Here is a 9,996-nt window from a genome sequence, read left to right as displayed (position 1 = left end):
ATATCCATCACAAGCAACCAGGTGTTCTGGGCGAGATCCTGTTCATCAGCGAACTTTTCGCAGCCGCTTGATCCAGCGCAAAAACCCATACCATCGATCAGCGCCTATCAATTAATGCAACAGTCCCGTCTTGACCCTAAGACAAGCTGCCCGCTGCCCATGAGAAGATAAGGTGTTCGGTGTTGGTCGGCCGAACGGCCACTGAAAACTGCCCCAATCGGTGTCGAAATGCTGTTTGACCATCAAATGAATCTTCATGCTGAAAGGTCGGAGCGTCGACAAGTTTCGCAGCTTCCGCAATTTCCGAATAACCTACCATGTTCGACAAAGCCTTCGACGCGAAAACCAGCTTGCTGTCTCTGTCATAGATCGAGACAGCATCTGTCATCGCCATCGCGAGGACTATGAGAACCTGGTCAAGTTCTGACAGTGCTTCGGACAGAGCTTCGGACATGACTTCGCTTCGCTGCAATTCGAGAGCTGTTTCAACACAGGCTGCCATTTTGATGACAAGCTCTTGTTCGACTTCAGTCCATTCGCGCGGTGTTTTGGTCGTGACACAGATCGTACCGATTGGCCCGCAATCCTTAACTGAAATTGGCACGCCAAGATAGCCAACGATACCACCATTTTTGACATAGGCTGTGTCTCTGTAGGTGTCGTTTGCTGCAGCGTTCTCCAATCGCAGTGTTTCATTAGATGCAAAAGTATGCATGCACAGGGTGTCCTTCATGTCATGGGTTTGAAGCTTCCCAGATACTACTTCTGGGAGGTTTCCAAGGGAATAAAACAGCTTCTCGGATTGGATATTTACGTAAGCATTGTCACAATCCAACACGTCCAGCAAAACAGAAGCGCATTTGTTCATTCGATCGATTAGCATCGAAGCCCAGACCCTCAATAGACTTATGAAACATATCGTTTTTGCGGGGACTTTCCAACCTTTTTGACACGTAGACTTTGTCTAACCATGCGCGAGGCGGATGTACTCAAGGACAATTTCACATAAATCCATCAGTTGCAAAAATTAACATATTCTTCGTCATAGGTTATTATATTTGGTGTTGCTTTAGTATATTATCGTATGTATGTTGCGTCCTGTCACAGTGGGTCCTCAGAATGCGCCATCCATTCAAGAAGCTCCTCCCCTCGATCGCAATTGCCTTAACTATGGCAGGCTTTTCGCTGCCGATGCCAGCCCGCGCGCAAACATACCCGATCGATTGCGCGATCCTCCTGTGCCTGTCTGGAGGCTGGCCTGCTTCCGCGCCATGCGCCAGAGCTCGAGACGAATTCATCCGACGAATTACGCCGTGGCCGGTGGAACCTCCACTACAAATTTGGCGCTGTCCTTTGGGCGCATCCCATAAGACCGCTCCAGCACCAAACAGTGCAAACCGCCTCTTTGAGGCGTTCTTCCAGTACAACAGCACTGGACCGCGACAATCCTTTCTATCTCGCGATACCTATGGCCACATTGCGGCCGTTTGGCGCACCCCGGAAGCCCGAGACTACCTTGTTCCCGCCGACCAGGCCTTACGGCTCGTTCAAGATCGCGCGGACATCGACATCAGCGGTCCTGAGTTCAACTTCGTACGGTCCATCCGCGTCTTTGATGTCCGGTATGCGCGACAGTATGAGTCTAGACGCGACGGCGACTGCAATCGTAGCGCCACCGTGGTCCTCGGCACATACGGATCCCAAGGCGACTTCGCCTGGCAGAGCTCTTCCATCACCGCCCTGCCTTCCCCCCATATCGGCCTCGAACGCTGGGGCCAGAATTGCCTTAGTATCAATCATCGATCCGTGTTCGTCGATTGGCGTGACCACGAAGGCATCTACGGCTTTGAACAGGTAAACTACTAGCGCCGACAAAGACAGCGTTGGCATTGCCACAATGCTGAGGTTGCAGCCCGTTAAGCGGACATTCGCTACGATGCGAAATGATGGCACTTCACGAGTCAGTTTGTAGGGCGGCGTCAGTCTCGCCGGAAACCAAAAGTTCGGATTTATGCGTGCACATCGTTTTTTTTGAACGATTTAGGTGCAGCGCCTCGAAACTGTATGGGGTAGTTTCGAGGCGCCTGTCTTGCGGTGTGAGAGTGATCAGCTAACTATCTCGAAAAATGGTTAAGAATTCATTAAGTGCGTTGATCGCGTTCGACCAAACCATTTCTATGAGCTGGTATTTTCCTAACGTTTTTCGACGACCCTGCCTTTGGTGCAGCAGTCGCCCACTTAAAGATCAACTTGCTGCAACCAAAAAACGAACACGCCTCGACAAGACAGCGTCGGGGCACGATTCGTTAACGGGTTCCCATCTACTTCAATACAACCTAAGACTGTTTATCCTAATTCCAGCAAGGTTGAGCGAGCACTGTGGAGTGTAAGGCCCTAAGGTTTGGCCTCGGGCCCCAACGAACTCGTGTCTGTGGACATTCATAATTCCCCAATGGTCTAATCCTCGATTCAATCTTCCAAAAGAGAAGGTTTGAATTGACCTGAGCAGATATGTTCTCACAGACCGTCAATGGCGTGCAGTAGAGCCTATATGCCCCGGTAGTTTGTCCGCTACCGGGCGCACCGGGCGCGACACCCGGTTCTTTCTCGAAGCGGTGCTTTGGATCGTACGCACGGATGCCCCCTGGCGAATGTTGATGAACCAGTGTGAGAGGCTGAGATTTCGGATACGTCGCGAAACTTGTAGAACTACACCTTAAGAACGGCCAGATCATGAGTAGAGAGTCTAAGGGGTAATGCAATTTCGATGTCAGGCGGGTTTGCGTTCTTCTCCGTCGGCCCAATTAATTGGCTAATGTCTCTATGGATTCCACAGGTATCGAAGCACTCTTAGGAGCGACCAAAAATGATATTGTATCACAGATCTAGAAAATAGGGTTCGGATCTACGCCAGAAGTGCAAGAGATGTTGCCCTGTTGCAGGTATCTGCCCCATTGATTCGATTGCAAAAATGTCGGACGCTAAGATCGCTGCAAATTGGTATGCTTTTCCGACCGGCTCATCGCTGTCCGCGAAGTTGTCCTCGAGGTGTGCAGCGGCGCTCGTTATGGCAAAGCAAATTGCTAGTGCTGGCTCCGTCTGCCATCTTGATACCATCGCACGGACAACCGAACTGATCCGTCCTGAGTCTCCGGTCGCGATTTCTTCGATAGCGAACTCTATCATCTCGTCAAGACAGCCCGTTCGCATCATTTGTCCTAGTTAAAACTTCCAAACCCAAAAGTTGAGCGCTCAAAATGGTTGCCTGCTCGCCCGATGCTCGACTCCGTCAACCCGAAACGCGGGAAGACGTGAATCTGCACCTCGGACCAGTCTAGCCTGATTGTAACTGTTGAGACAGACTTCAAGTAGAAGCGGTCTACACTTGAATTGCGAGCGCCCGACCCAAAAATTCTTGTTGACCTGAGCCCCAAGTCTCCTCCAGCCTTGCGCGGAGTCCTTGAGTTTAAATCTTTGGCGCTAGGCCGCCATCTTGTCCATTGCCTTTCTTTGCAAAAATTCCATCGGGGTGAGGTTGCCCAATGCTGAATGTGGTCTGCGCCAGTTGTAATCTTCCTGCCATTCTTCCAGCGCCGGCCGCGCATCCGCCAATGTACCGAACAACGTTTCGTTGAGGCATTCGTCTCGCAGTTTCCCGTTGAAGCTTTCAATGAAACCGTTCTGTTGGGGCTTCCCTGGTGCGATGTAATGCCAGTCGATGCCTGTATCCTGAACCCACTTGAGAATGGCCATGCTAGTGAACTCAGTGCCGTTGTCCGACACGATTGTCTTTGGCATGCCGCGTTCAGCAATGATCCGATCCAGCTCGCGTGAAACGCGTTGGCCAGACAACGAAGTATCAGCCACCAGCATCAAGTTCTCACGGCTGAAGTCATCAAAGACGGCAAGAATGCGAAAGCGGCGACCATCCGTCAGCGCGTCAGACACGAAATCTAAGCTCCAACGCTGGTTTGAACCATCTGGCAACACCATTGGTTTTCTTGTCCCCAAGGCACGCTTCCTGCCGCCTCTGCGGCGCACCTGCGGCTTCTCTTCGGTATAGATGCGCCTGACTTTCTTGTGGTTCACCACAAAACCTTCCCGCGCGATCATTACCTGGACACGACGGCAACCAAACCGCCTCCGTTCCCGCGAAACGCGCTTGATGGCATCTCGTAGCTCAGCATCATCACCACGACGCGACAGATATCGCACCGATGACCGATCAACTTGCAGCACATCGCACGCCCGTCGCTGGCTGACCTGATGAACCTCCATCAAATGCACCACAGCTTTCCGCTTCCCAACGGGCGTCACCATTTTTTTGAATTGATGTCTCGCAACATTGCGTTGTCCAACATTTGTTCTGCCAACAGCTTCTTCAACTTGCCGTTCTCGTCTTCCAAGGCTCGCAAGCGCTTCGCGTCAGACGGTTCCATGCCGCCATACTTCGATTTGTATTTATAGAACGTCGCCGAACTGATCCGGTGCCGCCGACACACATCAGCGGTCTTCTCGCCAGCTTCCTGTTCCTTGATCATTGCGATGATCTGTTCGTCCGTGATGATCTGTTCGTCCGTGAATCGTGCCTTCATTTGTCCGTCCTTTTGTTGAGCGGACTCTACACAAATTTGGAGGAGTTTTAGGGGCTCAGGTCATTGTCGCAGGCACAACTGGACGGGTCTATGCTGTTCTCGGTTTCAGTTTGGGCATGCCAACTTAGCGTTGAGCTGTATGGTTTCCTAATCCTTCGGACCGATTCCGCATGCATTCGAAGTTCGAGCGATCAGCTCCATCTGACATCGATGCAATGGTGGCGCCAAGGCCAAGGCGTTCGACGTGCGACTTCTAGGTCACCATTTGAGGACTCAATGGAGCCATCCTACCGCGACTCCAATGGATCATCTGAGACCCGATCAGCGCAGGTGTTGTTAGTCTGTTTTGGAGTCGCGCGGCTGTTGATCACAAACCTTGGCTGCTGACGTTGCTGACATACATGCCATAAAACAGGACCTGCTACATGTACTTCAACGATCTTGACGGTAAGCAGTTCTTGGCTTCGGCCGATTCGACAAATTTGCTCTATCAAAAGGATGAGCAAATGACCGATCGGAGCAACGAAGTTTTTGGACGCACCTCACTCGGTGTCTAGCTGATCCCAATGGTCGACCCGCCGAATGGATCGTCCGATGAACATATAGCTAGTTCTCTCGCAAGGTGTTACTGGAATTTCTTTAATTTAGGCTTCCAGCGCTGTTCCACCGTGTTCTTGAATTCGGGTGTCAGTGATGGAGAAGAGTTACGTTGGTCTCCCCGAAAAGGTTCAGACCTTTGTGCCATCGCATGACAAAAAACTGAACAACTATGGAGGCATAGTCCGGCCAATGCGGCAGATGCATAGTAGATCGCGATCAGTTGCCCCAAATTGAGGTCGTAGAAAAGGTAACTTGCAAGTGTCGTGATTGATGCGACCGTACCGTAGATGACTGCAGCCATGGTTCCCCTCCGCCTATACTTGACTGACGTTGATAGGTTTTGGTTAACAAACGGTGAATCCACCGTACTACGAGATTCGGAAGGGTCTGTGGCCGATACCCATCGCCAATCCACAATAAATCCGGAATACACTTGTCTGGTTCAAATTACCGTTGCAGTCGTGCCCCAGACAGTCCCTGAAGCAATGCAACGCTTGCCAGATTAACTTTGTGTTCAAATGCCCTTTTGCGGGTCGCAAAATTGACTGGACTACCGTCTAAGAAGTGCGTCGGAACCCTTGCACAAGACTTGTTTGGCCTTTCACAAGACTTTCTGAAATTTGACGCTATGTTCCGGCGAGACCAGTTCGATTTCCACTCACCCCGATCAGCCTGCTTCATTGGGGTCCAAGATGTTCCTATAAGTATGACTCAGTGAAGTGCTTGTTCGCCGAGAAAATCAGGATTGGACTTTAGGCATGAGCAACCTGTCTCGGAGTTTTTGGTCAGTTTGATCCAATCTACATTTTTAAACTTGTCAAACAATCCCGGCGACATTGGCGAGACTCTAACAAAAAGCAAACAAGTTCTTCTCCACTTGAGCCAAAGTGTTCTTGAATGCCCGCCTCTAGCCATGATCTCGCAATAGCAATGTACCTTTGCTAGCAGACTTTCGCCCCACCGTTTTATGGGGCGCGAGATGACTGAGTCAAAATACTTAGATGACCTAAGGCAATTTGCTGTCGATAACACTATCGACCGATCTCACTTCGGAGCCAATTTCGTTGCGGGCATCAATTCTTTCGGAAATGATAGCAATTTCTCTGAAATCGTCGAAAGACTTGGCGTAAGCGCAATTCGGTACCCCGGCGGAACGGTCACAGAGAAATACTTTGGTCCGAGGGGATCTGTCTGGGAAGACCTGTTCGAACGCGACCTCGCACAAACGAGAGCTTCAGACGGCCAGGTAATTGAAGGACCAGGAAAACTCTTCGACTACGCTGACGATCACGATCTTGGTATTCAATTTGTCTTGCCTACCTCAGACCTCGTTAATATGAAAAATGGCAAGGCAGAAATCGATGGCGTTGCGCTCAACAAAATCCAAGTTTTGGTTGGCGACTTGTTGTCAGGGAGATTTGGCGAAGCCAACATTACTCACTTCGAGATTGGGAACGAGTATTATTTCCATGCTGATCTGACTGCCGAGGAATATGGTGCGGTAGCAAATGCCATCATTCAAGCGGTTGACGAAGCGATCCAGGACTATGTGACTAACGGTGACGTACCTTCGGATTGGAATTCTCCAAAAATTGCTGTTCAGGCCGGTGCTGGCTGGCAAGAAGGCGACAATGCAGAGATAATCGCCGCACTTTCGCAAGACTCATTGGATCTGGTAGATAGTGTGATCGTCCACTACTACTCCCCCACTTTGGAGCAAACCGAAAGCAGAGAACGGCATTTAGAACAAATCGAAAAATGGGAATCTGCCGTCGGCGATCGAAAACTCGATTTCTTTGCTTCCGAATGGAACATCTACGGGGGACCGGACGCCGATACCGGTATGGCACAAGCTTCAGCTCTCATTTCAGGATTTGAGACGCTGATCGATGCAGGTGTCAGTACAGCATCAATTTGGGGGGCACAGTTTCGCTGGTTGGAGGCCGGGTTGTCGTCCAACTTTGGCGGATCAGATCTTTCTGATACTGAAGCTAGGCTGTCAGTTGCCGGCGAAATTGTCGCTTCAATGCAAGAGTCACTGGTTGGTCTGAGCAGCATAAGAACAGAAAATTCGGACATTATCGGATCTGTGCGGATTGACGGCGCAGCAAAAGAAGCTTCGGGAAACAGATTTGAAGTAAACAGTTTCGGAAACGAAGACCGGGCGGTAATTTACATCTCTTCGAGGACCACAAAACAACTTCAACTGACTCTGGATCCTGCGAACTACTTCGGTGAAACCGTCCACATTTGGGGTGAATTGCTCACCAGCATCGACGATCCAGCCACAACTTGGAAAGATGAGTCGAATCCAAATTCGCCGCACGGACTCCCCAAATTTGAGATTCTTAGCGAATCTGAATTGACAAATGGTGCGATTATCGTGCCACCAGGCGGCATTTTGCGGATCTCCGTACAGCTTTCCAATGATGGGGTTGAGATGGATGATCATGATCCCATCTTTCAGAGCGACGTCAACTATGACGATGAGTTGATTGGGTCGGAATTCGATGATCGAATGAATGCACATGTGGGGAGCGACGATCTATTTGGCCGAGCCGGAAACGACTCAATGCGGAGCGGCGACGGGGCAGATAATGTCTTCGGAGGCCGAGGTAGAGACGCTCTTTTTGGAGAAAACGGAAACGACCGTATCTTTGGTGGTCATGGCGACGACGTGGTTGCGGGAGGCGATGGACACGACAAGCTATATGGAAATGCGGGAGACGACATTCTAAGCGGCGGACAAGAAGACGATCGGCTCTTCGGTGGCAAAGGAGACGACATCCTCAGCGGTGGTGCCGGCAATGATACCATGAGCGGCGGAGACGGGGGTGACTACTTCGTATGTTCCTTGGGGGCAAGTGGAACGATCACTGACTTTGACGCGTCTGAAGGTGACCGGATAACCTTCCTGGGGCAATTTGAAGACAAGGACGCGCTAGTTGCAGCAATTTCCACAACAGAGGATGATGGTGGCGATCTAATCATAAACGGACCAGACGGTTCGAAACTGATCCTAGAGGGGGCCGGTGATCAGGTGTATTTGTTGGCAAACAGCGTTGTCGATTTTCAAGAAGCAGGGATCGGCGCCCTAGAGTTGTCAGATCAGCTAAATGAGATGTCAGGTAGCCAACTGCAGAATCTATTAGATGAAATGGGCTCAGAACAGTTTGAGACCACTTTTCTCTCGGTGGACCCTATCATTCTATTTGCGAATCTAGACGCTCGAGTTGCCGGACAACTCTTGGAAACTATGGAACCGTCTGACATCGAGGTGCTTTTTGGCCACGTTGGATTGGAAGGCCTATTGATTGGGCTTAGTGAATACACATCGGACGAGGTCGTGACCTTCTTTGACTACACATCAGAGGAGAATGCTCAGATGATTGTTTCATTGACAGGTGAGCAACAGGCCAAATCGCTCCTAGATGGTATGGACCACGAAGACAAAGACAGGCTTGAGCCAAAGCTTCTTGGAAAAGTCGAGGATGTTCAACAGACAAGTTTGGAGGATTTTCCGACCGTACCAATCGCTGAAATAGAAGAAGAAGATGCTAGCGATCAACCAGCAGAAGCAGGTGTCGTTTCGGCTGACTGTTTCGTCGCGACCGTTGCCTACTCAGATGGCAATCACCCTGAGGTCTGGTTGCTTAGATGGTATCGCGACACAATTATGCGTCGGTCTTATATCGGACGTGCACTCATAGTGCTTTATTGGTGGCTTGGACCGCAATTAGCTGAAGCAGTTTATGGAAGACCCAAGTCAATCAAAACAGCTCGTTTGACCATTGGCTGGATTGTCGATTTGATATGTTGGTACTATGGGAGATCGCCTGGCCGTCAGGATGATCAACCCTGCCTATTTGATAGTCGCCTGATAAGGCTAAGAAAGAGGTAGATTGCTGATCTGGAACAAAGCTGCATTAGAATACAAATTGATCAAGCATGAAATCAAGTTCTAGAATTGTGTGCTGATAGTCAGTGAATCTGCTCACGCCGTTCATCTCGCCTTGACTGTCAAAGTATGTAATTTTTCTCGACCAGCCGTGGCTGTCACCGATATCAAGACGCTCCACTTCACTTCTCACACCGTTCTCGTAATGCGTGATTCGAACAACGCCGTCGTCAAGATATGTGATTTTGCGGAGTTTCATCCCGCTGTCGTCAATCTTGACGGTGTTGCGATGCCAAACGAACTGGTCTTCGTTGTCGAAAGTGTCCTGAATTTTGCCGCTGCCGTCATGCGCAAAGGTCATAGTCGTCACCCTCCCATCGTCTTTCCACGACACTCGGCTTTCCAATGCCCCTGAAGTGCTAAACGACTTCTCAAACTTGTACCACTTACGAGTATCTGTGATATCCCAAATTGTGCTCGAGATCGTCTTGCCATTCATTGATATGTCTTCGGCCAGGTTTCCATCGCCAAGTTCATAAGAATGCAGAACTGTAGTTCCATCAGAATATTCAACAAACAGATCTGGCCGAGCTCCAGCATGTGGTTCGTCAAGATCCATCGTCAGCGCGTCCCACAGATCAGACCCGATCAGCCCGTCCTCTTGGTCACCCGTGGTTTTGACGCTGAATGTGCCGCTGCCCGAACCGGGGGCCAACATGCTGAGCACGACGCTGTCGGTATCGTAGTCGATGACTATCTCGGCGTCTTGCTGCGCGCCAAGCCCCGTAATCCGAATGTCATCGAAGTTGCCGATCAGACCGTCCACATCGATTAAGGTGTGATCGCCCGCTTGACCCGCAAGGTCAGACACGTCGATTTCAAGAGAGGCTTTTTCAATGTTCA

Annotated in this window: 8 protein-coding genes; 4 read left to right on the top strand and 4 right to left on the bottom strand. The window is 50.3% G+C overall.

Going from position 1 to position 9,996, the window contains the following annotated elements; all coding sequences use genetic code 11:
• Positions 1-136: 136 nt before the first annotated feature.
• Complete coding sequence (locus AB3Y40_RS20395; RefSeq protein WP_369440734.1) at positions 137-868, bottom strand: GAF domain-containing protein; 732 nt, start codon at positions 866-868, stop codon at positions 137-139.
• Positions 869-1,119: 251 nt separating this feature from the next.
• Between AB3Y40_RS20395 and AB3Y40_RS20390 the strand changes: the two genes are divergently transcribed.
• The gene (locus AB3Y40_RS20390) at positions 1,120-1,866 is read left to right on the top strand and encodes a hypothetical protein (RefSeq protein WP_369440733.1); all 747 of its coding nucleotides are present in this window, start codon (positions 1,120-1,122) and stop codon (positions 1,864-1,866) included.
• A gap of 629 nt (positions 1,867-2,495) precedes the next feature.
• A complete protein-coding gene (locus AB3Y40_RS20385; RefSeq protein WP_369440735.1) occupies positions 2,496-2,720 on the top strand; it encodes a transposase in 225 nt (74 codons plus the stop codon).
• A gap of 760 nt (positions 2,721-3,480) precedes the next feature.
• Here the strand turns inward: AB3Y40_RS20385 and AB3Y40_RS20380 are convergent.
• Positions 3,481-4,595 (bottom strand): IS3 family transposase gene (locus AB3Y40_RS20380; RefSeq protein WP_369440732.1). Its coding sequence is split into 2 segments (ribosomal slippage): positions 3,481-4,331 and positions 4,331-4,595, totalling 1,116 coding nucleotides; the frame shifts between segments, so codons are not numbered across the junction.
• A 425-nt stretch (positions 4,596-5,020) separates the two neighbouring features.
• Between AB3Y40_RS20380 and AB3Y40_RS20375 the strand changes: the two genes are divergently transcribed.
• The gene (locus AB3Y40_RS20375; protein WP_369440731.1) at positions 5,021-5,152 is read left to right on the top strand and encodes a hypothetical protein; all 132 of its coding nucleotides are present in this window, start codon (positions 5,021-5,023) and stop codon (positions 5,150-5,152) included.
• A gap of 68 nt (positions 5,153-5,220) precedes the next feature.
• Here AB3Y40_RS20375 and AB3Y40_RS20370 read toward each other — a convergent pair whose 3' ends face one another.
• The gene (locus tag AB3Y40_RS20370) at positions 5,221-5,496 is read right to left on the bottom strand and encodes a hypothetical protein (RefSeq protein WP_369440730.1); all 276 of its coding nucleotides are present in this window, start codon (positions 5,494-5,496) and stop codon (positions 5,221-5,223) included.
• A gap of 678 nt (positions 5,497-6,174) precedes the next feature.
• Here AB3Y40_RS20370 and AB3Y40_RS20365 point away from each other — a divergent pair.
• Complete coding sequence (locus AB3Y40_RS20365) at positions 6,175-9,096, top strand: CFI-box-CTERM domain-containing protein (protein ID WP_369440729.1); 2,922 nt, start codon at positions 6,175-6,177, stop codon at positions 9,094-9,096.
• Between the two features lie 25 nt (positions 9,097-9,121).
• On the opposite strand, the gene AB3Y40_RS20360 is transcribed toward AB3Y40_RS20365, so the two are convergent.
• A partial coding sequence (locus tag AB3Y40_RS20360; protein ID WP_369440728.1) for a hypothetical protein occupies positions 9,122-9,996 on the bottom strand: 875 nt, incomplete at its 5' end.

This window comes from Yoonia sp. R2331, assembly GCF_041103235.1.
In the GTDB taxonomy this organism is placed as follows: Bacteria; Pseudomonadota; Alphaproteobacteria; order Rhodobacterales; family Rhodobacteraceae; genus CANMYO01.
The sequence above is the reverse complement of the archived record's forward strand: the minus strand, read 5'-3'. Positions and strand labels throughout refer to the sequence as shown.

Coding starts and splice junctions, on each gene's coding strand:
- AB3Y40_RS20375 (WP_369440731.1), top strand. CDS start 5,021: ATGTACTTCAACGATCTTGACGGTAAGCAGTTCTTGGCTTCGGCCGAT.
- AB3Y40_RS20395 (WP_369440734.1), bottom strand. CDS start 868: ATGAACAAATGCGCTTCTGTTTTGCTGGACGTGTTGGATTGTGACAAT.
- AB3Y40_RS20370 (WP_369440730.1), bottom strand. CDS start 5,496: ATGGCTGCAGTCATCTACGGTACGGTCGCATCAATCACGACACTTGCA.
- AB3Y40_RS20365 (WP_369440729.1), top strand. CDS start 6,175: ATGACTGAGTCAAAATACTTAGATGACCTAAGGCAATTTGCTGTCGAT.
- AB3Y40_RS20390 (WP_369440733.1), top strand. CDS start 1,120: ATGCGCCATCCATTCAAGAAGCTCCTCCCCTCGATCGCAATTGCCTTA.